32 protein-coding genes and 3 tRNA genes are annotated in these 24,022 nt (G+C 46.0%); 9 read left to right on the top strand and 26 right to left on the bottom strand.

Annotation, left to right across the window (positions count from 1 at the left end):
• Nucleotides 1–2 precede the first annotated feature (2 nt).
• The 4 genes from A3L04_RS04515 to A3L04_RS04500 all read left to right on the top strand — a co-directional run bounded on the left by A3L04_RS04515 (nt 3) and on the right by A3L04_RS04500 (nt 3,181).
• On the top strand, nt 3–1,262 hold the full coding sequence (locus A3L04_RS04515) for a radical SAM protein (protein WP_068578811.1): 1,260 nt from the start codon (nt 3–5) through the stop codon (nt 1,260–1,262).
• Between the two features lie 43 nt (nt 1,263–1,305).
• Nucleotides 1,306–1,707, top strand: coding sequence for a hypothetical protein (locus A3L04_RS04510; RefSeq protein ID WP_068578813.1), 402 nt, complete (start codon nt 1,306–1,308; stop codon nt 1,705–1,707).
• A 119-nt stretch (nt 1,708–1,826) separates the two neighbouring features.
• Nucleotides 1,827–2,519 carry a metallophosphoesterase family protein gene (locus A3L04_RS04505; RefSeq protein WP_068578814.1) on the top strand — a complete coding sequence of 231 codons (693 nt, stop codon included), beginning with the start codon at nt 1,827–1,829 and terminating at the stop codon, nt 2,517–2,519.
• Between the two features lie 203 nt (nt 2,520–2,722).
• Complete coding sequence (locus A3L04_RS04500) at nt 2,723–3,181, top strand: hypothetical protein (protein WP_068578816.1); 459 nt, start codon at nt 2,723–2,725, stop codon at nt 3,179–3,181.
• Here A3L04_RS04500 and wecB read toward each other — a convergent pair.
• A complete protein-coding gene (wecB, locus tag A3L04_RS04495) occupies nt 3,171–4,307 on the bottom strand; it encodes a non-hydrolyzing UDP-N-acetylglucosamine 2-epimerase (RefSeq protein WP_068578819.1) in 1,137 nt (378 codons plus the stop codon). The genes A3L04_RS04500 and wecB overlap by 11 nt on opposite strands.
• Nucleotides 4,304–5,560, bottom strand: a complete 1,257-nt coding sequence (locus tag A3L04_RS04490) for a UDP-N-acetyl-D-mannosamine dehydrogenase (RefSeq protein WP_068578821.1) — start codon at nt 5,558–5,560, stop codon at nt 4,304–4,306. Before A3L04_RS04490 ends, wecB begins: the two co-directional genes overlap by 4 nt.
• 253 nt (nt 5,561–5,813) lie before the next feature.
• Here A3L04_RS04490 and A3L04_RS04485 point away from each other — a divergent pair, with 253 nt between their 5' ends.
• Nucleotides 5,814–6,926 (top strand): DUF354 domain-containing protein, encoded by a 1,113-nt coding sequence (locus A3L04_RS04485; protein WP_068578823.1) that lies wholly within the window; start codon nt 5,814–5,816, stop codon nt 6,924–6,926.
• Here A3L04_RS04485 and A3L04_RS04480 read toward each other — a convergent pair.
• Nucleotides 6,837–7,394 carry a stage II sporulation protein M gene (locus tag A3L04_RS04480; protein WP_068578824.1) on the bottom strand — a complete coding sequence of 186 codons (558 nt, stop codon included), beginning with the start codon at nt 7,392–7,394 and terminating at the stop codon, nt 6,837–6,839. The genes A3L04_RS04485 and A3L04_RS04480 overlap by 90 nt on opposite strands.
• Complete coding sequence (locus A3L04_RS04475) at nt 7,391–7,672, bottom strand: lipoate protein ligase C-terminal domain-containing protein (protein WP_068578826.1); 282 nt, start codon at nt 7,670–7,672, stop codon at nt 7,391–7,393. Before A3L04_RS04475 ends, A3L04_RS04480 begins: the two co-directional genes overlap by 4 nt.
• 152 nt (nt 7,673–7,824) lie before the next feature.
• On the opposite strand from A3L04_RS04475, the gene A3L04_RS04470 reads away from it, so the two are divergent.
• Entirely contained in the window at nt 7,825–8,256 is a 432-nt protein-coding gene (locus A3L04_RS04470) for an OsmC family protein (RefSeq protein WP_068579632.1), read from the top strand.
• Between the two features lie 41 nt (nt 8,257–8,297).
• Nucleotides 8,298–9,977 carry an ATP-dependent DNA ligase gene (locus A3L04_RS04465; protein ID WP_068578829.1) on the top strand — a complete coding sequence of 560 codons (1,680 nt, stop codon included), beginning with the start codon at nt 8,298–8,300 and terminating at the stop codon, nt 9,975–9,977.
• Here A3L04_RS04465 and A3L04_RS04460 read toward each other — a convergent pair.
• The 19 genes from A3L04_RS04460 to A3L04_RS04370 all read right to left on the bottom strand — a co-directional run bounded on the left by A3L04_RS04460 (nt 9,974) and on the right by A3L04_RS04370 (nt 20,313).
• The gene (locus A3L04_RS04460; protein ID WP_068578831.1) at nt 9,974–10,738 is read right to left on the bottom strand and encodes an isopentenyl phosphate kinase; all 765 of its coding nucleotides are present in this window, start codon (nt 10,736–10,738) and stop codon (nt 9,974–9,976) included. The genes A3L04_RS04465 and A3L04_RS04460 overlap by 4 nt on opposite strands.
• On the bottom strand, nt 10,735–11,736 hold the full coding sequence (locus A3L04_RS04455; RefSeq protein WP_068578833.1) for a mevalonate kinase: 1,002 nt from the start codon (nt 11,734–11,736) through the stop codon (nt 10,735–10,737). The genes A3L04_RS04460 and A3L04_RS04455 overlap by 4 nt, the downstream gene beginning before the upstream one ends.
• A 5-nt stretch (nt 11,737–11,741) precedes the next feature.
• Nucleotides 11,742–12,617, bottom strand: a complete 876-nt coding sequence (locus tag A3L04_RS04450; RefSeq protein WP_068578835.1) for an MEMO1 family protein — start codon at nt 12,615–12,617, stop codon at nt 11,742–11,744.
• A 40-nt stretch (nt 12,618–12,657) separates the two neighbouring features.
• Complete coding sequence (locus A3L04_RS04445; protein WP_068578837.1) at nt 12,658–13,683, bottom strand: pyridoxal-phosphate dependent enzyme; 1,026 nt, start codon at nt 13,681–13,683, stop codon at nt 12,658–12,660.
• Nucleotides 13,684–13,714: 31 nt separating this feature from the next.
• Entirely contained in the window at nt 13,715–14,323 is a 609-nt protein-coding gene (rpsB, locus tag A3L04_RS04440; RefSeq protein WP_068323545.1) for a 30S ribosomal protein S2, read from the bottom strand.
• A 14-nt stretch (nt 14,324–14,337) separates the two neighbouring features.
• The gene (locus A3L04_RS04435) at nt 14,338–15,363 is read right to left on the bottom strand and encodes a hypothetical protein (protein ID WP_068578839.1); all 1,026 of its coding nucleotides are present in this window, start codon (nt 15,361–15,363) and stop codon (nt 14,338–14,340) included.
• A 6-nt stretch (nt 15,364–15,369) separates the two neighbouring features.
• The gene (locus A3L04_RS04430) at nt 15,370–15,543 is read right to left on the bottom strand and encodes a DNA-directed RNA polymerase subunit K (RefSeq protein WP_068323541.1); all 174 of its coding nucleotides are present in this window, start codon (nt 15,541–15,543) and stop codon (nt 15,370–15,372) included.
• Nucleotides 15,544–15,563: 20 nt separating this feature from the next.
• Nucleotides 15,564–15,640, bottom strand: a tRNA-Pro gene (locus A3L04_RS04425).
• Nucleotides 15,641–15,664: 24 nt separating this feature from the next.
• Nucleotides 15,665–15,862, bottom strand: coding sequence for a DNA-directed RNA polymerase subunit N (locus tag A3L04_RS04420; protein WP_068578840.1), 198 nt, complete (start codon nt 15,860–15,862; stop codon nt 15,665–15,667).
• Between the two features lie 59 nt (nt 15,863–15,921).
• Nucleotides 15,922–16,329 carry a 30S ribosomal protein S9 gene (locus A3L04_RS04415; protein ID WP_068323540.1) on the bottom strand — a complete coding sequence of 136 codons (408 nt, stop codon included), beginning with the start codon at nt 16,327–16,329 and terminating at the stop codon, nt 15,922–15,924.
• Between the two features lie 10 nt (nt 16,330–16,339).
• On the bottom strand, nt 16,340–16,768 hold the full coding sequence (rplM, locus tag A3L04_RS04410) for a 50S ribosomal protein L13 (protein ID WP_068578842.1): 429 nt from the start codon (nt 16,766–16,768) through the stop codon (nt 16,340–16,342).
• Nucleotides 16,769–16,774: 6 nt separating this feature from the next.
• Entirely contained in the window at nt 16,775–17,137 is a 363-nt protein-coding gene (locus tag A3L04_RS04405) for a 50S ribosomal protein L18e (protein ID WP_068578844.1), read from the bottom strand.
• 69 nt (nt 17,138–17,206) lie between these two features.
• Nucleotides 17,207–17,294, bottom strand: a tRNA-Leu gene (locus A3L04_RS04400).
• A 5-nt stretch (nt 17,295–17,299) separates the two neighbouring features.
• Nucleotides 17,300–18,079 carry a DNA-directed RNA polymerase subunit D gene (locus tag A3L04_RS04395; protein ID WP_068578848.1) on the bottom strand — a complete coding sequence of 260 codons (780 nt, stop codon included), beginning with the start codon at nt 18,077–18,079 and terminating at the stop codon, nt 17,300–17,302.
• 33 nt (nt 18,080–18,112) lie between these two features.
• A complete protein-coding gene (locus A3L04_RS04390; protein WP_068323532.1) occupies nt 18,113–18,526 on the bottom strand; it encodes a 30S ribosomal protein S11 in 414 nt (137 codons plus the stop codon).
• The gene (locus A3L04_RS04385; protein WP_068578851.1) at nt 18,523–19,065 is read right to left on the bottom strand and encodes a 30S ribosomal protein S4; all 543 of its coding nucleotides are present in this window, start codon (nt 19,063–19,065) and stop codon (nt 18,523–18,525) included. The genes A3L04_RS04390 and A3L04_RS04385 overlap by 4 nt, the downstream gene beginning before the upstream one ends.
• Before the next feature lie 14 nt (nt 19,066–19,079).
• Nucleotides 19,080–19,526: a 30S ribosomal protein S13 gene (locus tag A3L04_RS04380; protein ID WP_068578853.1), complete on the bottom strand. Its 447-nt coding sequence runs from the start codon at nt 19,524–19,526 to the stop codon at nt 19,080–19,082.
• Between the two features lie 31 nt (nt 19,527–19,557).
• Nucleotides 19,558–19,644 (bottom strand) — tRNA-Ser (locus A3L04_RS04375).
• Nucleotides 19,645–19,725: 81 nt separating this feature from the next.
• Nucleotides 19,726–20,313, bottom strand: a complete 588-nt coding sequence (locus tag A3L04_RS04370; protein WP_068578855.1) for a class I SAM-dependent methyltransferase — start codon at nt 20,311–20,313, stop codon at nt 19,726–19,728.
• Between the two features lie 50 nt (nt 20,314–20,363).
• Here A3L04_RS04370 and A3L04_RS04365 point away from each other — a divergent pair, with 50 nt between their 5' ends.
• Nucleotides 20,364–20,867: a hypothetical protein gene (locus A3L04_RS04365; protein WP_068578857.1), complete on the top strand. Its 504-nt coding sequence runs from the start codon at nt 20,364–20,366 to the stop codon at nt 20,865–20,867.
• On the opposite strand, the gene A3L04_RS04360 is transcribed toward A3L04_RS04365, so the two are convergent.
• Genes A3L04_RS04360 through A3L04_RS04350 form a run of 3 tightly spaced genes read right to left on the bottom strand, consistent with a single transcriptional unit; the run spans nt 20,852 to nt 22,522 of the window.
• Complete coding sequence (locus A3L04_RS04360; protein ID WP_068578859.1) at nt 20,852–21,220, bottom strand: DUF3783 domain-containing protein; 369 nt, start codon at nt 21,218–21,220, stop codon at nt 20,852–20,854. The two genes, A3L04_RS04365 and A3L04_RS04360, sit on opposite strands and share 16 nt — an antisense overlap.
• A complete protein-coding gene (locus A3L04_RS04355) occupies nt 21,217–21,468 on the bottom strand; it encodes a hypothetical protein (protein ID WP_068578861.1) in 252 nt (83 codons plus the stop codon). Before A3L04_RS04355 ends, A3L04_RS04360 begins: the two co-directional genes overlap by 4 nt.
• 49 nt (nt 21,469–21,517) lie before the next feature.
• Nucleotides 21,518–22,522, bottom strand: coding sequence for an RNA-guided pseudouridylation complex pseudouridine synthase subunit Cbf5 (locus A3L04_RS04350; protein ID WP_068578863.1), 1,005 nt, complete (start codon nt 22,520–22,522; stop codon nt 21,518–21,520).
• 113 nt (nt 22,523–22,635) lie between these two features.
• Between A3L04_RS04350 and pfkC the strand changes: the two genes are divergently transcribed.
• Nucleotides 22,636–24,000, top strand: coding sequence for an ADP-specific phosphofructokinase (gene pfkC / locus A3L04_RS04345; protein WP_068578865.1), 1,365 nt, complete (start codon nt 22,636–22,638; stop codon nt 23,998–24,000).
• Nucleotides 24,001–24,022: the final 22 nt, after the last annotated feature.

Below are 24,022 nucleotides of genomic sequence, written 5' to 3'. Positions count from 1 at the left end.
ATATGATAAAGTTGAAGTTGCCACACTCATACTTTGAGGATCATGGAGATACAATAAGGTTAGTCTGGAGGAGGACCCTTATAGCGGACTATGAAAAGAAGGAAATTGAAAGGGCAATAAAGAGAAAGTTCCGCATGGCAGTTGATGTCAGCGTTCAGGACGGCTTTCTCGTTATTAATACGGACAATGAAGAGGTAGAAAGGTTCGTTGCCTTCTTCATTCAGAACTACCTCGGCGAGAGGCTGAGGAACAGGTACACAGGAAGAAAAATCTTGTACATCCATGAGGGGATGGGCATTCCCCTGCTAGGATACAACGCCTTCGGTCTCATAGACAGAGGGACGAATTTAATTCAGGTAAGAGGTTCAACTGGATGTAACTTGAGTTGCATCTTCTGCTCCGTGGACGAGGGGCCATACTCAAGAACAAGAAAACTTGACTTCGTCATTGATATAGACTATTTAATGAAGTGGTTCGATTGGGTGGCCCAGCAGAAGGGAAAGGGACTTGAAGCCCACTTAGATGCCCAGGGGGAACCCCTACTCTACCCATACATAGTGGAGCTCGTGCAAGCGTTAAGGGATCATCCTCACGTTTCTGTTATTTCAATGCAGAGCAATGGAGTTCTGCTCGACGATAAGCTTGTTGAGGAGCTTGCAGAGGCTGGTCTTGATAGGGTTAATTTGTCAATTCACTCCCTCGATCCTGAGAAGGCAAAGATGTTAATGGGAATGAAGAACTATGATCTAAACCATGTTCTCGAGATGGCTGAAGCTTTAGTGAACGCCGGTATTGACGTTTTAATTGCCCCAGTAATAATCTTTGGGGTTAATGATAATGAGGCTGAGGCCTTCATAGAATTCGCGAGAAAGATAGGAGCAGGGAGAAGGTGGCCCGCTTTGGGTTTCCAGAACTACATTCCCTACAAGTTTGGAAGGAACCCTGTTATAGCGAAACCAGTTCCCTTCAAGGAATTTTACGAATGGCTGAGAAAACTTGAGGAAAAAACCGGAATGAAACCATTGATATTAAAGCCTCACCATTTCGGCATGCACCCCAGGCCCTTCATTCCCTTAGCGTTTAAGCGAGGAGAGGTTGTTAGAGCTGAAGTTGTCCTTCCGGGAAGAATTGAGGGAGAAATGATAGCAAAAGCTAGAAACAGGCTGATTCAGGTAATAAATACTGATGCAAAGATAGGGGATAAGATTAAAGTGAAGATAGTTAGAACGAGGCACGGAATATATGTAGGAACGAAGATCTAAAAAGACTTATAAGGCTCAGTTAATACCAAATTCTGTGGTAAGCATGATGGGGCACATGGCAATTTTTGGTTTGGGAGTATTTGCCTTTATAGTGGCGTTCATTTTGTACCTAGCAGTCGAGGCAGTTTTCATTTATGGAGGCGCGAAACTCGCTGGTATTGAGGGAGCAAGCTTTGGGAAAGCCTTTATAGCTGCTTTAGCTTTGTTGATTTTAATGCCAATCTTTGGATTCATATTTGGGATAGTCTTTGCATTTGTCCCAATAATTGGACATATCCTTGCATTGCTCTTAACGTTCCTTGCAGGTTTATGGATAATAAAGGTGGTATTTTCAACCAGCTGGATAAAAGCCTTCATCACGGCCATCTTTGCATTCATCCTTGCAATACTAGTCGCGTTCTTCTTAGCAGTACTGTTTGGGCTTTCGTTATTTGCCCTACTTTGAATAACTTTTTTAAATTCTTTACAAAGACTATCAACTGGCGGGCTTATGATGAACTTTCCCTACGGCCTGAGCCGTAGGGCGATGAGGAATACAGCCAGGGCTGATTTTTGGTGATGGAAATGGTGATCGCAATAATTTCTGATATTCACTCAAACTATGAAGCATTAAAGGCAGTATGGAAGGAAATAAAGAGTTCAAAGATGATAGTATGTCTAGGGGACTTAGTGGGTTATGGGGCCAGTCCAAATGAAGTAGTCGAATTCGTTCAAAAGTACGTCGAAAAAGGTAAAATGGTGTGCATTAGAGGAAACCACGATAACGCTATAGCATTTGGAGCAGATTGGCATTTCAACCCCTATGCAAGACAGGCTGTGAGGTGGCATCAAAGGGTCATGAAAACCGAAAACTTAGAGTTTCTGAGGCAACTTCCAGTTAGGCTGTTCTTTACATATGGAGAGAGGTCATACCACATGGTTCATGGATCACCAAGGGCCCCCCTAGATGAGTACCTGTTTCCATGGCTTCCAGATTCGGAATTTGCCGATTGCCTTAGGTACATAAGAGAAGATGACTTACTCGTGGGCCACACCCACGTTCCCATGCTAAAGGAGATAGAAGGGAGGAGAGTAATAAATCCTGGGGCAGTGGGACAGCCTAGAGATGGAGATTGGAGGGCAAGCTACGCTCTCCTGTATAAGGATGGCAAGATAGAGTTTTATAGAGTTGAATATGATGTTGAAACTGCAGCAAGTAAAATTATAGAGGCAGGTCTCCCCGTATTTTTAGCGGAAAGGCTTTTTGAGGGATACTAGTCACTGGAAAAGTATAATAACCTTGCTACATCAATCAATTGTTGCCTCCCTGAACTCTAGGGCAGCAATTGCTAAACTCTATAGATTTTTACCATCATCTTGAATATTACACTAAAATCTTATGCGAACGCTTAGACATTATAATTTAATTAACGCAAAAACTTAATACCGGGAAGGGTATTAATAATTAAGGGGGAATACAGATGAAAAAAGCGTTGATAGCTATAATTAGCTTGATATTCGCCGGTTTAATAATCTCGGCAGTTGTTGATACATATAGGAAAGTACTTCCCCAAAATCTCCCAATAACTGGATCAAATATGCCTACTATGACATCAATCCAATCCCATAACTACACCATAATAATGGAGGAAACAGACAATGGTCTTAATTTAACTAGGGGAGTATACAACGTTTCTGGTATAGACGAGAGCCTTAGAAAAAAGCTCCTAGATCCAACGGAGTGGTATGTGACGAACACGACACTAAGTTATGAGTATGCAGAAGAGATGTACAATGAAACCCTGGAGATAGTCAAGAACTCCACAGAGCAATCAAAATCAATCATCTACAGGTTTTTAGAAATCTTCCCAAATACAGAAAGAATAAAAGAAAAAGTTGACGAAATTATGAATAAACTTGAAAACTTGACTAAGAGATAAAGTTTGAAGAAGGGACTCTCAAGTTGCCCTCTTCCCATAGTGTAATCAGTATGTTCACTATTCTCTCCCCGGCCCTCCCATCTCCAAAGGGATTTTTTGCTGAGGCCATCCTCTGATAAAACTTTTCATCTTCTAAAAGCTTCATCACATATCTTAGAGCTAAATCCTTCTCAACACCCACGAGAATATTACCTCCAGCCTTTATTGTTTCTGGTCTCTCTGTATTGTACCTAAGCGTTAGGCATGGAACCCCCAAGATTATTGCCTCCTCTTGAATCCCTCCAGAGTCGGTCATTATTATTCTGGCATTTTTTTCCAGCTTTAAGAAATCTAAGTAGCCAAGAGGCTTCGTAAGGATTATGTGAGGTGCAGTTTTCAATTTGTGCCAAAGGCCATACTCTTTTAGCCTCTCTTCAGCCCTGGGGTGAACAGGATACACGACTGTAATTGGAAGAGAAAGCAGAATATCAACAAGCTTTGTGAGCCTATCTTTGTTGTCAACATTCTCTTTTCTGTGAGCAGTTACTAAAATGTATTCCTTAGGAGACAAACCAAGTTCCTCTAAAATTCTACTTTTCTTCTCCGCAATTTCAGAGTTCTGAAGAACAGCATCAACTATAGTATTACCAACGACGTAGACATTCCTTCTTATCCCCTCCCTCTCTAAGTTTTCCTTAGCCTCGAGCGTTGGGGCAAATAGGACTTCACTCGCATGATCAGCAAGTATTCTGTTTATTTCCTCCGGCATTGTTCTATCATGGCTTCTTAAGCCTGCCTCAACGTGTGCAACTGGGATTAATAGCTTAACACTTGCTAGAGCACCTGCTAAGACGGTGTTTGTATCTCCCTGAACTATACTCACATCAGGTTGCTCATTCATTAGAACTTTCTCAATCTTTATCATGGCAATTCCGGTTTGTTCCGCCTGTGTACCAGAGCCGACCTCAAGGTGGTAGTCTATCTCCGGGAGTTCAAGTTCCTCTAAGAATACCTGACTCATTTCATAATCATAGTGCTGGCCGGTGTGAATTAGAATTGGCTGAATATCCCGCTCTAAAAACGCCCTAATTACTGGAGACAACTTTATTATCTCAGGTCTAGTACCAAAGATTATTGCGGGCCTCAAACGTCACCCCTCCCGATTCCAAGGAATATAAAGTCGGCCGGAGGTTCGGCTATAATACCCCTACCATCAATTAAGATTCTTGTCCTCATTAACGACCCAAGCTCTTCCCAGGGCAACGTTTTGAATTCCAAATGATCCGTCGCTATAATAGCTGCATCTGCTTCCCTCAATGCATCCTTAATGTCTTTATGTGTGCCACCAACGTAGGGGTCGTAAGTTCTAACTTCCCCGACTCTCGTCTCTAGTAGTTTGACTAGCTTTAATGCTGGGGAATTCCTAGTATCGTCAGTGCCTCCTTTGTATGCAAGTCCAAGAACTACAACGGTTGCGCGTGAAGGATCAACTCCAGCCCTTTCAAATGCTTCAAAGAGCAGGTTAACGGCAATTTTTGGCATGTTCTCATTTACTTGCCTAGCTAATCTTATTAGGCCGAATTCCTTCTTGGCACTCGATAGGAGCAGATATGGATCCTTAGGAAGGCAATGCCCTCCCACTCCTATGCCAGGCATGTGTATTCTAACCCGTGGGTGAGTATTTGCCAACCTTATTGCCTCAAATACATTAACTCCATACTGCTGAGCTAGAATCGCAAATTCATTGGCTAGTGCTATATTGACATCTCTGAACGTATTTTCCATTAATTTTACCATTTCAGCTGTTGTTGCCGTTGTAAGATAAATTTTCCCCTTAACGAACGATCTGTACAATTTTTCAGCCAAGACTGCGGCCTTTGGACTCACACCACCAATAATTCTTGAATTGTAAACAAGCTCCTTGAAAATTCTACCAGGCATTACACGCTCTGGAGCATGAGCAACGTAGAAGTCTATTCCTTCCCTCATCCCAGTCAAATCTTCCAAAAGCCGTGCCATTCTCACGGTTGTTCCAGGAGGGACTGTGCTTTCTATAACAATGAGAGCCCCTCTATCCATAACCTCAGCAATTGTCCTTATAGCGTTCTCAACGTAGCTTAGATCAGGACTATCATCTAAAAGTGGAGTCTGGACACATACTATAAATGCTTCCGCACCTCTTAGATCCTCGGGTCGAGTTGTGGCTTTCAACCTTTCTTCAGCGATAACCTTTTTCAGCCTCTCATTTATCTCAGGCTCTATTATATGAGCCCTCCCAGAGTTTATCTTCTCAACGACGTCTCTCCTTATTTCCAATCCAATTACATTATGACCAGAAGAAGCGAACATTATTGCGGTGGGAAGGCCAATATATCCAAGACCAATAACACCTATCTTCATAATACCACCAGCCTCCATTTCCATGGCTTGAATTTTAAGGGTTCCTAAGTGCATTATGCTAAAAACTAAAAACCCTCTATTCAATATATTTTCCAAAAATGGCCCTCAAGATTTCCATAATTAAACAAAATAAAGATCATACATGATTATAACGCTTATGAAAGCATGGGAAATAGTTGTAAATCGTCAAGGAAAGCTATCTTCAAAAAATCCTTATATTGATGCCACAAGGAAGTTAAGGTAGGTGCGAGTTATGAAAGTGTGGATTGATATAACAAATGCTCCTCATGCTCATTTTTTCAAAGGAGTTATTAGGGAACTCGAGAGGCGTGGATTCGAGGTGTTAGTTACTACAAGAGAATTTGATGGGTTAACCCAAGTCCTCGACATGCTCGGAATAGAGTACATATCCATAGGCAAACATGGGGGAGCCACACTTGAAGGAAAGCTTCTAGCAAGCACTGAAAGGGTGTATAAGCTATCAAAATTGATAATCGAAGAAAAACCCGATATAGCAATATACAAGAACAATCCAGAAGCCCCTAGGATAGCCTTTGGTTTAGGAATACCATCAATAGGCTTTGTTGACAATGAAACTGCGATACCTCAAAATAAATTAATGTTCCCATTTACAAACCGCCTCATATATCCCAGGGTCATAGATGCTTATGAGTTATTGAAGTGTGGAGCAGATCCAAATGCACTTAGAGGGATAGATGGTATAGCAGAGATAGCAAATGTCTACGGATTTACCCCAAACAAGGAAGTTCTCAAAGATCTCGGACTTAAAGAGTACTCCTACATTGTCATGAGACCAGAACCAGTAAAAGCTAATTACTTCAACGGAGACAGAGAAAAGAGCATATTGGAGGATATAATCCCTCTCCTTCCGGACCTACCAATAGTTCTTTTCCCGAGAACAGAAGAACAGAGAGAAGTATTTGAAAAGTTTGATAATGTGATAATACCTGAAAAGGTAATCGACACCTTGTCCGTGCTGTTCTATGCAAAACTCATGATAGGTGCAGGAGGAACTATGAACAGGGAAGCCCTCGCCCTAGGAACTCCAGCAATCTCTACCTATCCAGGCAGGCTTCTTGCAGTAACGAAATGGCTAATCGAGCTTGGCGTGAAGTTCCACTCGACGAATCCAATAGAAGTAGCAACAAAAGCCTGGGAGATAATAAGGAAGAACAGCATGTACAGGAAGCATATAAGGCTAATTATGAGCTCTATGGAAAATCCAGTTGATGTAATAATAGAAGAAGTGGAGAGGCTAGCTTATTCCAGCGATCTTAGGAGTTATGAAAGCCTCTACAAGCGCAGCTACGAAGAGAAGGAATACAGCCACGAGCAGAAGTTTTAGCATTTCTTTAAATCCTTTTCTGAATCTCTTCTGGAGATCACCCTCCCCAGTTACTAGCTCAAGGAACCAGTTAATGCCTCCAACACCTGCTATCGTTAAAGCAGGAATTTCAAGAACTCCATGAGGAATTATTGAAAGGAGAACTTTTCTTATAGGCTCTCCAGCTGAGTATACGTGATAAGTCACCATGCCAACGACGGCACCATTAAAGAACATTATCATAAGAGGAAGAACACCGAATATTAAACCACCAAAGGCCATTATCAAAGCTACCCTTGTATTATTAAGGAAGATAAGGAGGAATAGTTTAAATCCGGTAGGTAGCTCGCCACCGCCAAGAACTTTTCGAAGAAACTTGAAGAGATATTCAGCCGCGGAAGGATTTGACTTAGCTACTCCCACGCCAATAATAATCCCCAAAGAAAAAATCCCAATAAGCAGGCCAAACAACTTCAACTTTCTCCTCATTTGTACTCCTCCAGCGCCTTCCTGACTGCTATTTTAAAGTCTTCAACATTGAGGTAAGGCATCTCAACGTCGTGCCTCAGAGAGAAAAAGTCCTCTATTGCACTCTCAAGTTGCTCGATCTTCTTCCCAATTAGGTATGTCTCGAGGTCTTCGACGACACTTTCAGGATATATAAAGAAATCTCCCGTAATCGTGATGCTCTTAGCTACTCCATGATCTTCATCAATTTCAACCCTTATCAGGCCTTTCTTAGCCTTGTGCTCTCCAATCAGCTTCATACTTATCCCCCCACTATCTTCAATCCAATAATCTCAAAAGTCTTTTGCCAACTCCGAAAATGTATTCATGGATACAGACCTTACAGTGAAGAACGAAAAGTTAAGAAACGACTTTTAAGTACATAAAACAAAGGAGGAAATGAGGGATGCCTATGGCAAAATATAAGGACTTAGAGATTAAGGTTGTTGGAAAGGCTATCTCTCCAACAAAGACTTCTATAAAGGCAGGAGATTACGAAATAGTTATGGACAAGTTGGGTGGAGAAGCACCATCTCCCATAGAATACGTTCTTGCGGCGTTAATTGGCTGCATAAACATAGTAGGCCATATGGTAGCAAAGGATATGGGATTCGAAATAAGGAACCTGGAGATAGAGGTAACTGGAATATTCAATCCAGCAAAATTCATGGGCCAAGATGGAGATAGAGCAGGGTTCAAATCGATAAAGGCAGTTGTTAAAGTTGACGCGGATGCAGACGAAGAAACCCTTAAGAAATGGCTCGAAAAAGTCGAGGAAAGGTGCCCAGTTAGTGATAACCTTGTAAATCCAACTCCCACTGAAGTTGTAGTTAAAAAGGTCTAAGGTTTTATACCTCTTCTCCCTCTTATTTTTGGGGAGTGAATATGAGGTACCTTGAGTTAGCCCAACTTTATCAGAAGTTAGAGAAGACCACAATGAAACTAATAAAGACCAGACTTGTTGCAGATTTCCTTAAAAAAGTTCCAGACGATCACCTTGAATTCATACCCTATTTAATCCTGGGAGACGTATTTCCAGAGTGGGATGAAAGGGAGCTTGGTGTTGGTGAGAAGTTACTCATAAAGGCCGTTGCCATGGCAACGGGCGTTGATGCTAAGGAAATAGAGAACTCCGTAAAAGATACCGGTGACCTGGGAGAGAGCATAGCACTTGCCGTGAAGAGGAAGAAGCAAAAGAGCTTCTTCTCGCAACCACTAACGATCAAGAGAGTGTATCAAACCCTAGTCAAAGTCGCAGAAACAACTGGAGAAGGAAGTCAGGAAAAGAAGATGAAGTATCTAGCGAACCTTTTCATGGACGCCGAGCCAATTGAAGCTAAGTACATAGCGAGGACAGTCCTGGGAACCATGAGAACTGGAGTTGCTGAAGGCCTACTGAGGGATGCCATAGCCCTAGCATTCCACGTTAAGGTGGAGCTCGTTGAGAGGGCGTACATGCTCACGAGTGACTTTGGATTTGTGGCTAAAGTGGCAAAGTTGGAGGGCAACGAAGGACTAGCGAAAGTTACGATACAGATAGGAAAGCCAATAAAGCCAATGCTGGCACAGCAGGCCGCTAACATAAAGGAAGCTCTCCTCGAGATGGGTGGGGAGGCCGAGTTTGAGATAAAATATGACGGAGCCAGGGTGCAGGTGCACAAGGATGGAGATAGGATAATAGTATACTCAAGGAGGCTGGAGAACGTCACGAGAGCAATTCCGGAGATAGTAGAGGCAATAAAAGAGGCCGTAAAGCCAGAAAAGGCAATTGTTGAGGGCGAGCTCGTGGCGATAGGAGAGAACGGAAGGCCACTGCCCTTCCAGTACGTCCTAAGGAGGTTCAGGAGAAAGCACAATATAGAAGAGATGATGAAGAAGATACCGCTCGAGTTGAACCTCTTCGACGTTCTCTACGTTGATGGTGTCAGCATGATAGACACTAAGTTCATAGAGAGGAGAAAGAAGCTCGAGGAGATAATAGAGCCGAACGGAAAGATAAAGATAGCTGAGAATTTAATAACGAAGAAAGTCGAAGAGGCGGAGGCATTCTACAAGAGGGCCCTTGAGATGGGGCATGAAGGTTTAATGGCGAAGAGGCTTGATGCAGTTTACGAGCCAGGTAACAGAGGCAAGAAGTGGCTCAAGATAAAGCCAACTATGGAAAACCTTGATCTCGTTATAATAGGAGCGGAATGGGGAGAGGGAAGGAGAGCACACCTGCTAGGATCGTTCATCCTGGGAGCATATGATCCAGAAACGGGAGAGTTCCTTGAAGTCGGAAAGGTCGGGAGCGGATTCACGGATGAAGACTTGGTAGAGTTTACCAAGATGCTGAAGCCCCTGATCATCAAAGAGGAAGGAAAGAGGGTGTGGGTCGAGCCGAAGATAGTTATTGAAGTGACATACCAAGAGATACAGAAGAGCCCCAAGTACAGGAGCGGGTTCGCCCTAAGGTTCCCCAGGTACGTTGCCCTGAGAGACGACAAGGGACCAGAGGATGCAGACACGATAGAAAGAATAGCCCAGCTGTATGAGCTGCAGGAAAGGATGAAGGGAAAGGTTTAAGGCATGACAACTGTGCCCAGGGCATTCCCAATTATCGCCTCGCTCAACCTATCTTTTATCAACCCATTAACGAACCACACCTCCTGGGTGTATCTTGCGAGTTCTTTTGCAACCTCAAGCTTCTTCCTTATTCCCCCCGTGACATCAATTCCAGCTGAACCCTGAACCTCAAGATTTTCCAAATCAGAAACCCTTATTTCCTTCAGAAGCTGGCCCCCAGGATACCTATCATAGATACCGTCGACGTCCATCAGGAATATCACCTTCTCAGGCTTGAACTCTTTCGCCAGGTGGAGGATTATCTCATCCCCAGAAACAATCTCTATTCCCTTCCTTACGTCGAAGGAGACATCACCAAACAGAAGAGGAATGAACCCCTTCTCAATAGCCTCTCTAACCACCTCAAGGGATCCCTTAACTATCCTGCCGTTCTCAGTTATGAATATGGAAGAGCTTGAGATCGGGAAAGCTGGGAGGCTGTTTTCGAGGAAACACTTGGCAACTCTCGAAGTCAGATCAAGCATGGCTAGGTGGGTAACCACAAAGCCGTGCCTACTTGAGTAATCCCTCAGCCCCTCCCTAATTCCGAACTTTTGAGCGAGAGGATGGCCGAAGCTGCCACCACCGTGAACCACTATAAACTTCTCCTCGGGGAAGAACCTTGAGAGCTCGTACGCTATTCTCTTTACGACTTCCGCCCTAAAGTGGAACTTCCTCGTCTTATCACTTAGAACACTACCACCAATCTTTATGACCATCATTTCATGACCTCCTCTATCCTCAATCCTTCCCTGCTGATCTCTGTTATCATCGGAGTTCCTCCCGCTATCGTGATTGCAGTTGCAACTTCCCTCTGCCTTCCTGGGGCCAGAGCGTACATACACCCTCCTCCTCCAGCTCCAGTTATCTTGGCACCGAGTGCCCCGGCAGTCCTTGCGGCGTAAACGAGCTCACTGAGCTTTTTAGTTGAAACGCCTAAGGCATCCAGAAGGCCGTGATTTATGTTCATTAGCTCTCCAAGCTTGGCGAACTTCTCCTCCTCGTCGAGTTCCGATGTTATTACTTCCCTAGCCTTCTCCACAAGCTTTCCCATCGCGTTGAGTATGGGGACTATCAGCTCGGGCATGCTCTCGTATCTCCTCCTGACCATAGCCACCAGCTCTTTAGTTGAACCGCTTGAACCTGTGTATCCCACAACTATCGGTAGCTCCATGAAGGGGAGATGCTCGAAGTTGCCCTTCTCATAGTACAGGAAACCTCCTATCGCGGAAACCGTAGGATCAATTCCACTGGAAGCCCCCTGAACTAAGAGCTCAACCTTGTGGCCCAGCTTTGCCACTTCCTCCCGCGTGAGTTCTAGGCCCAAAAGCTTCGAAACTGCACCTATGGTTGCCACGGCAACGGCCGCTGAAGAACCCAAGCCAGCGCCAACAGGAATTTGAGAGGTTATCGAAACGTTAATTCCCCTCCTAACCCCAGCTTCTTCCATTGCCAATTCTATGGCCTGCCTCACGTAGCTTAGGACTTCGGCAGCTTTACCGTAATCGCTCTCGAAGTATATCTCGTTCTCCGAGAAGGAAACCGTAAGCCCAGGAACCTTAATGTCATGGGCCTCTATCCTTATTTTCTTATCATCCCTTAACTCGGCCTCAACGTACGTCCTTAGATTTATAGCGGCGGCTATAGCGGGCTTCCCATAGACGACACTGTGCTCGCCGAATAAGATTATCTTAGCGGGAGCTGAGGCAAGAACCCTCAACTCCCCTACCTCCTCATAACTATGCTCGCGTACCCAACTATGGCATCAGTGCTCCTGCTGACCTCAAAGCTAGTGGTGTAGTGGAGTAACTCAGCTTCAACTGCATCCATCAGCTTTGAGTACACTATCCCAACCCCAACTCCCCCAGGGCCACACATGGTGTGGTTCATGGCCCTAATCTCCTCGAACATCCCCTTGACATCAAAGTCTAGAATCCTCCGTATTACCCTCATGTCCCACTCCTTAACCATGTTTGGTAGCTCTTCGGCCCTCCCAGTAAAGGGAACATAGCCGTAGAAGTAGCCGTAGTGCATGAAGTCTGTTGATGCTATAACAACAACGTCCCTTCCAAGTGATTGCGATGCCTCATAAATAGCCTTACCCAAAGTTTCGGCGACATCTTCATCTTGAATTCCCAGGGTTATTGGAACTATTGTGAAGTCCTTCCCAGCCAGCTCAGCGAGATACTGGAGGAAGGGTAGTTGAACTTCAATCGAGTGCTCGTAGCGGTGGGCTAGATCATCAAGATCTGCTATGTTTGAAAGCTCAACGATGGCTTTTGCAATCTCACTGTCAACCTTAACTCTCCCCAAGGGAGTTTCCCACTCGCCCTCAGGGTAAACCGCTATTGGAGAGCCCATGCCCGTGTGATTTGGCCCCAGGATCACGAAGGTCTCCGGAAGGCCATCTTCGTATATAGCCTTGTACGTTCTCGAGGCAGTATAGCCCGAGAATATGTAGCCAGCGTGAGGAGCAACTCCCGCGGTGATCCTTCTCTCGCTTCCCTCCTCGCTAAGGTCGCTGAAGAACCTCTCGAGCATCTCTATTAGCTCATCACCTGTAGGATAAAATTGGCCTGCCACGGCTGGATACCTTATCATCCTCACCACCAGAGAATGCTAGGAGGGAAGGTTTATAGAATTACCTCTTAACGCCGGTTAGGAGGATTAAAGAATTTCCCGTTGCAATGCCTTCCTCCCTTGCCTTCCAGTATCCCGCAAGGGCCGTAGCTGAGGTTTCCTCAACCAAAAGACCTCTCGCTTTAAGCCAGTGATGAGCTGCTAAAGTATCATCTTCACCAACACTTATACAATAACCTCCAGTTTCTTCGAGGGCTTTCTTCATGTCTTCAAGCCTTGGAGGATTTGGAATTGCTATTCCGTCGGCAAGCTTATTGATCCTGGGTGATCTCGGGCAGAGGCTTTCGAAGCCCTCCGCCTGAACTGCAATGAGTTTTGGAAGTCTCTCTATCTCCCCAATCTCCATTAACTCCTTAAACCCCTTCCAAACACCTAGAAGAGCAGTCCCGCTTCCAGTTGGTATGAAAATTTCTTCAGGAACCCCAATTTCTTCGTATATTTCAAAAGCTATGGTCTTTGTCCCTTCAATGAAGTATGGATTCAGCCAGTGGGTGACGTAGGGAATTCCTGTGGCTTTAGAAAATTCGAGTGCACTGTCATGAACTTTCATCCTGTCACCTTCAACGAAGTGAACTTTCGCGTTTAGATTCATCAAAGCTGAAATTTTCCCGGGCTTTGCATCATAGGAGAGGAATATGTGAACCTTAATTCCAGATATCATGGAGTAAAATGCCAAGCTAAGTGCGGCATTTCCAGAACTGTCTAAAACAACCTCGCTTATTCCTTCCTCTTTGAGCTTTGCTATTGTGACAAAGGTCCCCCTGTCTTTGAATGAACCCGTGGGGTGGAGGTAATCCAGCTTGAACTCTATTCCCTCAATTTCAACGACTGGGGTTATTATTGGAGGTATTTTTGGCAAGAAGCTAGCATCAACTGGGAGATAGCTCAGGTACCTCCTAATATCAAAGAACCTGGGGTCTGGAAGGAATGAATCATAGTTCCTCCTAACCAGTAATGTCCCTCCACACTCACACTGTAGAAGGAACTTCTCCTCAAATTTCCTTCCACATTTAGTACAGACGAGCAACTTCAACACCAAGAAGAAAAAATAAAGGGAGTCATCTTCTGACTATCTTCATCTCGAACTCCTCAACCGGAACCTTGAAGTCTTCCCTGCTCTGTATCTCTCCCCTGTTGTACAGAATCTCCCTAGCGAGTATCCAGTAGATCAAAGCTAGGGCCTTCCTACCCTTGTTGTTCGTGGGTATTGCAAGATCAACATAGCTTAAGAGGTTCTCGGTGTCAACGAGGGCAACTATTGGAATGCCAATCTCAACTGCCTCTTTCATTGCCTGGTGATCAGCTCTTGGGTCTGTAATGATTATCACATCTGGCTCAAAGAAGTTCTTCACTGCTGGGTTGGTCATCGTTCCTGGGAGGAACCTTCCGGGCATTGCCCTTGCCCCTGTAACCTCACCGAACTTCTTCACGGGCTTCTGACCGTAAAGCCTAACGCTCACAGCCAGAATGCTCTGGGGTTCAAACTTAGCAAGGAACTTTCCTGCCACTTTAAGCCTCTCATCGGTCTTCCTAACGTCGAGGACGTAAAGGCCATCCTGCCTGACTCTGTAGATGAACTTCTTCATGTCTTTGGTCTTCTGCTGCGTCCCTATGTGCACTCCAGCCGCTAAATACTGGTCGAGTGGAACGAGATACTCATCAGCCATCCCAAACACCTCCCCTACTCTTCAAACGTTATTATCCTACCCCTTTCACCTAACTCCTCGGCAATTCTATTCAATTCATTAATTTTCTCAACCGAGTTCCAGTCTATCAGCATAGCTGGGCACCTGAGGCCCAGCGCTATATGAGGGAGAGTTTCATCGGCGGGCTCATACTTAGCCTCAGCCAAAATCGGGGTTATTTTTTCAGCCTTCACATCGTTCACGAAGTTGTACAAGTCGGTGAGCGTTCCAAGGTTTATAGGTTTTATTGATAATGCGTTGTAGTACCTCCTGTCCAATATGTTCTTAGTCCTGAAGAGGTACTCTCCATCTATAAAAACGCCATGGGTTCCAGCTATAAGCTCAAGGAACAGCTCAGGCTTCCCTATGGGTTTTATATAGGCAATGTTGTTGTCCTCGACTAAACTCAGCACAGATTCAATGTCCATCTCTTTCTTCATTGTAATTCCCAGGGCTACTTCAAGACCAAGCTCCATCCCTACTTCTTCAGAAGCCCTAGAGAGGTCTTCTAGGCTTAATCCTGAGGAACTCTCCAATATCTTGCTGATTGCATCTATTATGTCCGTAACCTCGAGAAGATCCCTAACTATGAGGTGGTATTCAAAGTTCTCATCTCTAGCGAAAGTGAGCATTGGAACTGGGAGTTCGGTCGTGAATGTGCCGCCAATGTATGAATACAAAGAAAGATCCCTAGAGCTCGCGGCGGCCTTTGCTATTGCAACAGAAACTGCTAAGGCCGTGTTGGCACCTATGTGGCTTAGGTCATCAGTCCCGTCAATCTCCCACAGGTAGCTGTCGATAAGCTCCTGCTCTACGGCATCAAAGCCAATGAGCTCCGGCCCTATAATTTCATCAACCTCACTAACGGCCCTCCTTGCCTCGGCAATATGGAGAAGAGGGCTCTCTTCAATAGGGGAAGCAAATCTGCCAAAACCATCATCGGTAACAACATCCACTTCAACCGAATACTTTCCCCCTCTTAAAACCACAACCCTACCAATAACATTCTGTATGACGCTCATTCTGCATCAGCTCGGCCTAATTACTGTTATTGGTATCACGCCCTTTTCGAACTCCATGATTGCGGCATCAAGAGGAGTTATTCCCTCTGGGACGTCTATAAGGACAGGCGCTCCCATTGCTATCTGGAGGGCCCTCGCACCTATAATCCTAGCTTTTTCAAACCTCGTGTACTTGAACACGGACATCACCTCTAAAATTTTGGTGGGGCCGCCGGGATTTGAACCCGGGTCACCGGCGCCCCAGGCCGGGAGGATAGCCAAGCTACCCCACGGCCCCGCCTAAACAAAGAAAGGCTGGTTTTTAATAAACTCTGTAGTGCATTATCTCATCGATTAACTCGACGTGACTGAGGAGCATTCTCCTGCAACAGTATCTCTCAAGACCAAGGTCATCAAGCACCTTCTCGGGATCCTCCCCGGCCTCAACCCTTTTCTTGAACTCGTAATACTTATCTCCAATTACCTTCCCACAGGTAAAGCATCTCACGGGGATTATCAAGGACTAACACCCCACTCGCTTTTCGATAATAAAGAGTTTTTAAAATTAACGGAGGGAGATCAACGATAGCTCTTCTGCCTCTTCGCTCTCGGACCCTTGGTTGACCTGTTGGGCTTGTGAGGTTCCGTCCTTCTTGGATCTCCAACGAGCATTGTCCTGTCGTACTTCATGAACTTCTCCTTGAGGTTCATGTCCCCAGTCCACTCTACTAATGCCCTAGCTATTGCAATCCTAGCGGCCTCAGCCTGACCCATGAAACCTCCACCCTGAACCTTAACGTCGATATCAACGCTGTTCCATATCTCCTCCCCAGCAAGGATTAGGGGCTCAAGGATCGTGAACCTTGCAATCTCTGGCTCGATAATTTCAACTGGCTTCCCGTTGATCCTAACCCTGCCCTTACCTTCCCTAATAACTGCCCTCGCGATAGCAGTCTTCCTCTTACCAGTAGTCTGGATGATCCTCATTCACACCACCTCAGAACTTTCCTCCTAAGAACTTGGCTACCTCTCCAACTGTAACATACTTCGGCCTTGAGAGTCTTGAAACGTGAGCCTCCATTATTGTCTCAAGCTGCTTCCCCTGGAACTCCTTTGGAACGCCGACGTAGACCTTAAGCCTCTTGAAGGCCTTCCTCCCCCTGTCAGTCTTCCATGGAAGCATTCCCCTAATGGTCCTCCTAACTATTTCATCACTCCTCTTTGGGTAAAAGGGACCTCTTCTGGGGTTCGTGAGAGTTCTAAGTCCTGTCCTCTGCTTGTACTTCTTGAATATAACATCCCTGTTGCCCGTTATTACCGCCTTCTCAGCGTTGACTATTACAACCTCCTCGCCCTCAAGGAGCATCTTTGCAACCTTTGAAGCGAGCCTTCCAAGGATTAAACCATCAGCGTTAATAATCCTCATGGCCCATCACTCCATTATCCTTACTCCACTTCCCTTCGGGTTCCTCTCGACGAGCTCCTCAATTGTTATTGCCTCCCCTCCTGCCTCCACGATCTTCTTCTTCGCTGTTTCACTGAACTTCCATGCCGCAACTATAACCTTTTTCTCAAGCCTTCCAGCACCAAGGACGCTCCCAGGAACCACTATCATTTCACCATCCTTTGCGTACCTGTTTATCTTGCTGACGTTAACCTCCGCTCTCTGCCTTCTGGGCCTTTCGAGCCTCCAAGCTATGTCCTTCCAGATCTTTACACCCTGCTCATTTGACTTCTTCCTAAGGAAGCGAATGAGCCTTCTAAGGTTTGGATCAGTTGGACCAGTCCTCTTCATAAAGCCATCCTCCTTAAGCTATTATCTCGCCGCAGGGAAACCGACAAGGGCGGGGTGAGCGTGAAAGTGTGGTGCGGGGGCGGGGATTTGAACCCCGGAACCCCTACGGGACGGGACCCTAAATCCCGCGCCTTTGACCAGGCTCGGCAACCCCCGCTCAGATCATCCAGCTAATCTTTGAAGTTCATTTATAAACCTATCGGCCTTCCTCATGAGTATCTTGAGCGCAATGCTAACTATCTCCTCAACGGGAAGCTCTCCATTAGTTTCAACCGTGAAAACGTAAGTGTCGGGCACTATCTCTTCCCAAATCTTATCTCCTTCGTATTCCTCAAATTCCTTTGGAATGTAGAACGGCTTTATTGTCGTTACTATAACCTCAGAATCCGTTTCCTCTATGGGCAGTCCCCTCTTCTTAGCAAGCTTCTTCAGCTTTTCCCAGCCCTCAATCTCCTTGCTTATGTGGATCTTAGTGTAGTACTTGTAGTAGACAAAGCCCGGCTGCCACTTTGCGTGATCCTTTCCCCTTCCAAGCTTCGCGTATGCATTGAACACGAGCCTCTGACCCTTGGCCAGCTTAACTATTGGAATATCAGGAGTTACGGGCTTAACATCAGGATCATCACTCTTCAAGTCGCCAGAATAGACTATTGCCGGGCCCTCAGCTTCAAGGGAGAGGGTTACAGTGTAATCATCAAGCTCAAGGGCATCAAGTTCAAACCTGTCAACGGGAGTTGTGAGCGGAATCATAGCAAGCCTGTGGGCTATGATCTCATCGAAGAGTGCTGAGTCGTTCTCATAAAATTCAACTTCATCTACGGCAAACGTTGGGACTTCAGCAAGAATAGTCCTCCTTAGGGCGTTTGCAAAGGCAACGTGAACACCCTTTAGAATGAACTTAATTGAGTCATCCCTCTTTTCGAGAATCTCAATCTCAGCCATTTTCACTCCTCCAGCGAAAATAAAATAGAGAGATCAGACACGCCTACCTCTCCTACCACCCTTAGGCCTAGTACCATCGTGGGGTATTGGCGTTACGTCCTCAACCCTACCTATCTTGAGGCCTGCCCTAGCAAGAGCTCTAATTGCCGCTTGGGCTCCTGGTCCAGGAGTCTTACTCTTGCTTCCTCCTGGGGCTCTCACCCTTATGTGGACTCCAATAATTCCCTTCTCGAGGGCTTCTTCAGCAGCCCTCTTAGCGGCGATCATGGCTGCATAGGGTGAAGGCTCATCTCTGTCAGCCTTAACTACCATACCACCGCTCCACCTGCTTATCGTTTCAGCTCCGGTGATGTCGGTGATATGGATGATCGTGTTGTTGTAGCTTGAGTAGATGTGAGCAATTCCCCACTTCTCCTTCTTTTTAATGTTAACCTGCTCCTCGCTCATGCCTCACCACCCTGCTTAGCCTTCTCAATCATCATCCTCTCGGGGTGCTGTGGATTCGCGAAGGGTGACGTCTTGGCATAGGTAATCGTGTCCTCCTCTTCTTTAAGGACGAGATAGCTTGGTGACCTTATTATCTGACCGTTGACCTCGATGTGACCGTGAACTATGAGCTGCCTAGCCTGCCTCATTGTCCTAGCTAGTCCCTTCTTGTAGACTATCGTCTGTAGCCTCCTCTCAAGGATGTCCTCAATGGTCAGTGAGAGAACATCATCAAGGACTGCATCCTCTGGAAGGAGACCAAGCCTCCTGAGTCTGGCGAGTAGCTGTTGTCTCTCGATCTCGGCCTGCTTACCCCTTGCAGCGAGTAGCCTCCTCGCCCTTCTTCTGAAGTTCTTAAGCTGGGTCTCGTGCTTCCATAGCTCCTTCTTGTTCTTCAGCTCGTACTTATCCATCAATACTCTTTCCCTATCGAGCCTCTCCTTAATCCATGGGTGAGGTGGAGTTTCATACTTCTTCCTCTGCCTCTTAGGATCTCCCATTTCTCACCACCCCATCACTTCTTCTTCCTGCTCACACCAACTGTCTGACCTCTCCTGAAGTTGGACCTAGTTCTCTGACCCCTAACTGGTAGACCGAGCTCGTGTCTGATACCCCTGTAAGCCCTTATCCTCCTAAGCCTCATGATGTCCTCTCTTATGGCCATGTCAAGCTTGGCCGTAATGAGGTGTAGATCTTTACCAGTGTCGTAGTCCTTCGGTCTGTTAACTGCCCATCTTGGGATTCCATGAGCAATTGGATCTGCAAGGATCTCCTCTATTTTCTTGACCTGCTCGTCTGTAAGGTAGCCTGCCTTCATGAATGGATCAAGCCCTGCAACTCTACAGACCATTGTAGCGAAGTTAATGCCAACTCCCTTGATTCCGGTGAGCGCCCACCTTAATTGCTTGTGTCCATCCAAATCAACTCCCGCAACACGAACTATGTGCCTGAAATCAGCCATTTTACCACCCCTTAAATTATAAGGATAATTCTGGCGCCGGGACGGGGATTTGAACCCCGGCGGGCAAACGCCCACGGGCTCTCAAGGCCCGCGCCCTACCAGGCTGGGCTATCCCGGCACTCCCACTCGGTGAAGGTGTCCTGCATTAAGCCTTTAATAAACTTTACCCTCGATACCATTCAATGTGATGCGTTTATAACTATTTCTTCCCAGCGTAAACCCTGTAGCCACTACCCTTAGCCAGCTCAATAACTTCGGCAAAAGTGTCCTCCATGACCTCCTTTACCCACTTCGCCCCTTGCTTCGTCTTTATAACCATCTGCAAAAGGCCACCATCTTCAAGGTGCAACGGTGCTTCCCTTATTATTCTTTCAAGAACATCCTTTCCCGCATGAACCGGGGGATTAGTGATTATTGAATTGAACTTCTCTCCCTTGACGGGCTCGTACAGGTTGCCGTACCTAACTTCAGCGTTCCTAACGTTGTTCAGCTTTATGTTCTTCTTTGCTATCATTACTGCCCTCCTGTTTACGTCAGTCATGACGACGTGCTCAACAAATCTCGATGCCACTATCCCTATCGCACCGTAGCCGCAACCTAAATCGAGAACTCGCCATCCTGGGTTGAGGATCATACTCTCTATTAAAAGCTCTGTCCCTTTATCTAGCTTGCCAAAGGAAAAGACACTGCTGGCCGTTATAAATTTGAAGCAGTAACCTCTAATGCAGACTTCAATTGTTTTGGTTTTTAAAGGAGTTTGAGGCTCCCGCGAATAGTAGTGGGGCATGATCTAGCATCTACCAAAAGTTATTTAAGGATTTGTGAACATTTTCACTCATGAAGATTGGTTCACTTTTCCTAATAGCGTTGGTCGTACTAATGGTTGGGTGCATAGGGCAGGAGCAAACGACTACGCCTTCAAAGTTTGGAAAAGTTGATCTTAAAGTTAAGTTGCACTACGACAAGAACAACCAGTATTTGGCCAAGATAGAGATAGTAAATGTTGATAACAACACAATTAGAGTTGCGAGGCCGATCTACTTCATAACGGTGAAGTACAGGCTGTTCAAGGGCAGCGAAGAGTTAAAGTTTATGGGGCCGGTTCCAACCTCTCTACCCTTAGGGAAAGAAAGCGTCGTTGACTTAAAGCCCGGGGAGAGCGTGAGCACTGAATACAGAATTGACTTATGTTGGTGGAACGTCACGAAAGGAGAAAAGTACAGGCTCGAGGTAATCTACGACACTAGGGAGGTTGCGAGTAAAGATGTGGATTTCTGGAGGGGGATACTAAAGAGAGAGTTTGAGGTAGAAGCAAAGGAAAGCTGTCAGAGCTCTAGATAGGGACCTCTTCTCATTCTTAAGTTTTTGAAGTATTCATCCTCCCTTATTAGCTCGTTGAGTAGATCCTCAAGCCTCCAAGTTAGCGAGGTTGGCGTGGTTGTTGCGAATATAACATTCTTAAACTTCCTCTTTACAGCCCCCAGGATCTTCTTGATCTCTTCATTTGTGGCCCCGTGGATTATTATGAACTTTCTGAAGTGCCAATCGCTCCTTCCCTCAAGCTTTTCCTGGGATACTATTGAAGCAAGAACCCAGTCCCTGCAGTACTCCGGGATGCATAAGACTTCCATCCCCAGGATTTTCTTTAGCTCTTCAACTTCTTGGGGAGTGAAACCTATCACGTAAACCTTCAAGTCCGAACACCTTTGAGCTTTTCTTCTTCGAACTCTTCCCTTAAGATTTGGAGTTTTTCATCCTCAATATAGGCTATCACAGCCCCGCAATCAAGGCAAAGCCAAGGAGTAGCCTCCAAAACAGGCCTTAAAAGCCCGGTAGTTTTGCTCTTCCATGGCGGTTGCCAGAAGTAGCGGGCGTATCCTCCAGTCTTACTCCTGCTTTTGACCATGGTACCACCACAGAGAGGACACTTTCGGGTCTCCATTTAGCCCACCACAAGGATAAATGGCATAATTAAAGATAAAATTAAGTATTCACCACATCTTTGGATACCAGTCCCTGGGCATGAACACCTTTTCTACATCCACGGCTATCCCCTTGCTCTTCTGAAGCATCTCCTGACTTGTCATCACAGCCTTGCCTAAGGCTACTAATTCATCCTTGAGCGTCATTATCGCGACCAGATCCCCCCTCTTTATCCCAGCGTTAAGCTTGGCTATTCCGGGAACCGCTAGATCGGCACCGTGGGTAACGGCGGCAACGGCTGAATCCTTTATCCACACCTTGGGCAGATGCTCAACGGCCTTCTCCATGGGCTGTATGGCCTTCCTGAAGTATTCTTCAATGCCGTCCTCCTTCCAGAAGTGGTAGTAGTCAACTAAATCGTGGAGCGTCACTAGGGTTTCGTCCTCTTTGAATGGCCCGCTCCTAGTCCTCCTGAGCTCGGCCATGTGGGCTCCAACTCCTAAAGCCAATCCAATGTGGTGAATAAGCGATCTTATGTAAGTTCCAGCCTCCACTCCAACCCTAAACAGCACGTCCCTCCCCTCAATTTCAAGTATCTCTATGTAGTAAACCTTCCTAGTTCTCAGCCTCCTCTTGACAGCGCTCCTGAGTGGGGGCCTCTGGATTATCTCACCCTCGAACTCCTTCATCACCTTGACTATTTTGTCTTCAGGGACGTCACCGTGGAGATGCATCAAAGCTACATACTCTTTTCCAGCGGGAAGTAAGGCCTGAACAACCCTGGTTGCTTTTTCTAAAGCTACGGGCAAAACTCCACTTACCTTAGGATCCAAAGTTCCACCGTGGCCAGCCTTCTCCAAGTTGAACAGCTTCTTTATCCAAGCAACAACCTCGTGGCTCGTTGGGCCGGGTGGTTTATCGAGGTTTATAACTCCGAACTGCATGTGTAGCTCTATGGGCCTCTTGTCCGGAGGAAAGCCCCACTTTGGGTTGGTTTCAGCTTTCTCATCCTTGATGAGCACTTCCCTCTTAATATCAGCGGGAAGAATTCTCCTAACTTCATCCCTCGCCATGAGCCTCACCGACTGAACACTTCTCGGCACCTTACTTTATAAATAGGTTGAAAAAGTTTTTTAAAGGATTGCACGATTGTCTTGTGGTTAAATAACACTGCAGGTGATATATTATGCTCGATGAGGTAAGAGGGCTTAGCGCGTATACAGCTTACAACGCTAACGTTGATGCAATAGTAAACCTCAAGCCAGAGGTAGTTCAAGGACTTATTGACTCCTTTGGAGCTGATGAAATCAGAAGAAAAATTGAAGAGTATCCTAGGAGAATAGAAGAACCAATTGACTTCGTCGCAAGGCTAATCCACGCCCTTAAAACCGGAAAGCCAATGGCAGTTCCACTCGTAAACGAGGAGATGCACAGATGGTTCGATGAGACGTTCAAGTACGACATGGAGAGGATAGGAGGACAGGCTGGAATAATAGCCAACCTCATGGCAGGGCTCAGAGTTAAGAAGGTAATTGCGTACACCCCGTTTCTACCAAAGAGGCTTGCCGAGCTTTTCAGGGAGGGAATTCTGTATCCAGTAGTGGAGGATGGAGAGCTTAAGCTGAAGCCAATCCAAGAGGCGTACAGGGAAGGGGATCCGCTCAAGGTCAACAGGATATTCGAGTTCAGGAAGGGGATGAAGTTCAAGCTTGGGGAGGAAGTTATAGAGGTTCCCCACTCGGGGAGGTTCATAGTGTCCTCAAGGTTCGAGAGCATAAGCAGAATTGAAACTAGGGATGAGCTCAGGCCCTTCCTCCCAGAGATAGGCAGACAGGTTGATGGGGCTATCCTTTCAGGATATCAGGGACTAAGGCTCCAGTATTCGGATGGAAAGGATGCAAACTACTATTTAAGGAAGGCCAAAGAGGATATAATACTCCTTAAGGAAGCCGACATAAAGGTTCACGTGGAGTTTGCCTCGATCCAAGACAGGAAGCTCAGAAAGAAAGTAGTGACAAACATATTCCCGCTCGTTGACAGCGTTGGAATGGATGAGGCCGAGATTGCCTACATACTCAGCGTTCTCGGCTATAGGGATCTCGCGGACAGGATATTCACCTACAACAGGATTGAGGATGCAATACTGGGTGGGATGATAATTCTCGATGAGCTCAACTTCGAGATACTTCAGGTTCACACGATATACTACCTCATGTACATAACCCACAGGGACAATCCGTTGAGCGAAGAAGAGCTCGCAAAAAGCCTAGAGTTCGGAACAACGCTAGCTGCAGCGAGGGCATCTCTCGGCGACATAACCAAGCCAGAGGACTATGAAGTTGGGCTTAAGGTTCCTTTCAATGAGAGGAGCGACTACGTTAAGCTGAGGTTCGAGGAAGCAAAGAGGAAGCTCAGGATGAGGGAGTACAAAGTCGTTGTCGTGCCTACAAGGCTGGTTCCAAACCCGGTATCAACGGTTGGGCTTGGAGACACAATTTCAACGGGAACTTTTCTCAGCTATATTGCCCTCCTCAAGAAGCACTCCAAGTAACTTTTTAACTTTTCAACACTTT

It is taken from the genome of Thermococcus chitonophagus (genome assembly GCF_002214605.1).
GTDB lineage: Archaea > Methanobacteriota_B > Thermococci > Thermococcales > Thermococcaceae > Pyrococcus > Pyrococcus chitonophagus.
The sequence above is the reverse complement of the archived record's forward strand: the minus strand, read 5'-3'. Positions and strand labels throughout refer to the sequence as shown.

What these genes read in the sequence shown, in the direction of transcription:
- A3L04_RS04405 (WP_068578844.1), bottom strand. Translation starts at nt 17,137, where the DNA reads ATGAAGAGGACTGGTCCAACTGATCCAAACCTTAGAAGGCTCATTCGC.
- A3L04_RS04485 (WP_068578823.1), top strand. Translation starts at nt 5,814, where the DNA reads ATGAAAGTGTGGATTGATATAACAAATGCTCCTCATGCTCATTTTTTC.
- A3L04_RS04355 (WP_068578861.1), bottom strand. Translation starts at nt 21,468, where the DNA reads ATGGAGACCCGAAAGTGTCCTCTCTGTGGTGGTACCATGGTCAAAAGC.
- A3L04_RS04385 (WP_068578851.1), bottom strand. Translation starts at nt 19,065, where the DNA reads ATGGGAGATCCTAAGAGGCAGAGGAAGAAGTATGAAACTCCACCTCAC.
- A3L04_RS04435 (WP_068578839.1), bottom strand. Translation starts at nt 15,363, where the DNA reads ATGAGCGTCATACAGAATGTTATTGGTAGGGTTGTGGTTTTAAGAGGG.
- A3L04_RS04475 (WP_068578826.1), bottom strand. Translation starts at nt 7,672, where the DNA reads ATGAAGCTGATTGGAGAGCACAAGGCTAAGAAAGGCCTGATAAGGGTT.
- rplM (WP_068578842.1), bottom strand. Translation starts at nt 16,768, where the DNA reads ATGAGGATTATTAACGCTGATGGTTTAATCCTTGGAAGGCTCGCTTCA.
- A3L04_RS04510 (WP_068578813.1), top strand. Translation starts at nt 1,306, where the DNA reads ATGATGGGGCACATGGCAATTTTTGGTTTGGGAGTATTTGCCTTTATA.
- A3L04_RS04370 (WP_068578855.1), bottom strand. Translation starts at nt 20,313, where the DNA reads ATGCCCCACTACTATTCGCGGGAGCCTCAAACTCCTTTAAAAACCAAA.
- A3L04_RS04380 (WP_068578853.1), bottom strand. Translation starts at nt 19,526, where the DNA reads ATGGCTGATTTCAGGCACATAGTTCGTGTTGCGGGAGTTGATTTGGAT.
- A3L04_RS04490 (WP_068578821.1), bottom strand. Translation starts at nt 5,560, where the DNA reads ATGAAGATAGGTGTTATTGGTCTTGGATATATTGGCCTTCCCACCGCA.
- A3L04_RS04480 (WP_068578824.1), bottom strand. Translation starts at nt 7,394, where the DNA reads ATGAGGAGAAAGTTGAAGTTGTTTGGCCTGCTTATTGGGATTTTTTCT.
- A3L04_RS04465 (WP_068578829.1), top strand. Translation starts at nt 8,298, where the DNA reads ATGAGGTACCTTGAGTTAGCCCAACTTTATCAGAAGTTAGAGAAGACC.
- A3L04_RS04415 (WP_068323540.1), bottom strand. Translation starts at nt 16,329, where the DNA reads ATGAGGATCATCCAGACTACTGGTAAGAGGAAGACTGCTATCGCGAGG.
- A3L04_RS04470 (WP_068579632.1), top strand. Translation starts at nt 7,825, where the DNA reads ATGGCAAAATATAAGGACTTAGAGATTAAGGTTGTTGGAAAGGCTATC.
- A3L04_RS04500 (WP_068578816.1), top strand. Translation starts at nt 2,723, where the DNA reads ATGAAAAAAGCGTTGATAGCTATAATTAGCTTGATATTCGCCGGTTTA.
- A3L04_RS04395 (WP_068578848.1), bottom strand. Translation starts at nt 18,079, where the DNA reads ATGGCTGAGATTGAGATTCTCGAAAAGAGGGATGACTCAATTAAGTTC.
- A3L04_RS04390 (WP_068323532.1), bottom strand. Translation starts at nt 18,526, where the DNA reads ATGAGCGAGGAGCAGGTTAACATTAAAAAGAAGGAGAAGTGGGGAATT.
- A3L04_RS04365 (WP_068578857.1), top strand. Translation starts at nt 20,364, where the DNA reads ATGAAGATTGGTTCACTTTTCCTAATAGCGTTGGTCGTACTAATGGTT.
- A3L04_RS04505 (WP_068578814.1), top strand. Translation starts at nt 1,827, where the DNA reads ATGGTGATCGCAATAATTTCTGATATTCACTCAAACTATGAAGCATTA.
- A3L04_RS04515 (WP_068578811.1), top strand. Translation starts at nt 3, where the DNA reads ATGATAAAGTTGAAGTTGCCACACTCATACTTTGAGGATCATGGAGAT.
- A3L04_RS04350 (WP_068578863.1), bottom strand. Translation starts at nt 22,522, where the DNA reads ATGGCGAGGGATGAAGTTAGGAGAATTCTTCCCGCTGATATTAAGAGG.
- rpsB (WP_068323545.1), bottom strand. Translation starts at nt 14,323, where the DNA reads ATGGCTGATGAGTATCTCGTTCCACTCGACCAGTATTTAGCGGCTGGA.
- A3L04_RS04450 (WP_068578835.1), bottom strand. Translation starts at nt 12,617, where the DNA reads ATGATAAGGTATCCAGCCGTGGCAGGCCAATTTTATCCTACAGGTGAT.
- pfkC (WP_068578865.1), top strand. Translation starts at nt 22,636, where the DNA reads ATGCTCGATGAGGTAAGAGGGCTTAGCGCGTATACAGCTTACAACGCT.
- A3L04_RS04460 (WP_068578831.1), bottom strand. Translation starts at nt 10,738, where the DNA reads ATGATGGTCATAAAGATTGGTGGTAGTGTTCTAAGTGATAAGACGAGG.